Annotated in this window: 2 protein-coding genes; both read right to left on the bottom strand. The window is 64.0% G+C overall.

The annotated features are described in order from the left end of the window. The coding region (locus ENZ75_RS32425) for a DUF2852 domain-containing protein (RefSeq protein ID WP_128278645.1) at window positions 1-386 on the bottom strand (386 nt) is incomplete at its 3' end. Between the two features lie 117 nt (window positions 387-503). After that, on the bottom strand, window positions 504-1,157 hold a 654-nt coding region (locus ENZ75_RS32420; protein WP_206617163.1), incomplete at its 5' end, for a benzoate/H(+) symporter BenE family transporter.

Genomic DNA, 1,157 nt, shown 5'->3' with positions numbered 1-1,157 from the left:
GCCATGAAGCGGTCGAACTCGTCCTGGTCCTTGGCGCGGCGCAATTCGCGGGCGTATTCGTCGAACTGGGTCAGCATCTCGTCGAGCTTGCGGCGCTCTTCGTTCAGCCGCTCAAGTTCCTTTTCGCGCCAGTCGTCGAAAGCGACGTTGCCGGTGCGGGCGGAACCATTGCCCCAGCGCGCGGCCTTGTCGGAACCGCGGCGGCAACCGGCGAAGATGCCGTCGGTCGCGCGGTTGACGTCACGCTTGAAGCCATCGAGGCGGTCGCCCCAGATGATGTAGGCGAGCATGGCGAAGCCGAGTGGCCAGAACACCATGAAACCCACAACCATCAACGCGATGGTTGCCGGCGTCCAGGCCGGACGGATCAATGCGGATGTGTTCATTTTCTCCCATTCCTTCGGTTGGAGACAGCCAAACCCGGCTGCGTGGAATCGAAATGGGAAGAGAAAAACGGCGATTCAAGACAATGTCCGCCAAATCCGGACAAGCATCTGAAATGTTTATCGCTTTTTGATCATATCGAGGAAAAGCACGACCAGCCCGGCAATCAGGCCCCAGAATGCGGCGCCAACGCCGAACAGCGTCAGACCCGACGCGGTGACGACAAAGGTGACGGTGGCAGCCATGCGATCCGCCTCTTCCTTCAGCGCGATAGAAAGCGCGTTGGCGAGCGACGCCATCAGCGCCAGGCCCGCCACCAGTACGATCAGGCTCTGTGGCAGCACCGCGAAGATCGCCACCAGCGAAGCGCCGAAAATCGCAAAGATGAGATAGGCGAGCGCATAGAACGGCCCGGTCTTCCAGCGCTCGGCGGGGTCGGGGTGGACGTCCGGCCCGGTGCAGATCGCCGCCGAGATCGCCGCCAGATTGGTGGTCGAGCCGCCGAACGGCGCCGACAGCAGCGAAAACAGGCCGGTGACGCCGATCAGCGGGCCGGGCTCCGGATGGTAGCCGGCGGCGCGCAGCACGGCGAGGCCGGACAGGTTCTGCGAAGCCATGGTGACGAGATAGAGCGGCAGTGCCAGCCCGATCACCGCCTTGGCGGTGAAATCAGGCGCAATCAGCGTCAGCGTCGACAGTTCCGGTGTCGGCAGGCCGCCGACACGGCCGGTGAGGAAAGCGGCGAGGCCACCGCCGATCAGCCCCGCCAGCAC

Origin of the sequence: Mesorhizobium sp. M7A.F.Ca.CA.002.04.1.1 (assembly GCF_004022805.1) — a bacterium.
Classification (GTDB): domain Bacteria; phylum Pseudomonadota; class Alphaproteobacteria; order Rhizobiales; family Rhizobiaceae; genus Mesorhizobium; species Mesorhizobium ciceri.
Note: the sequence above shows the minus strand (reverse complement) of the source record. Positions and strands in the feature narration are given on the sequence as shown.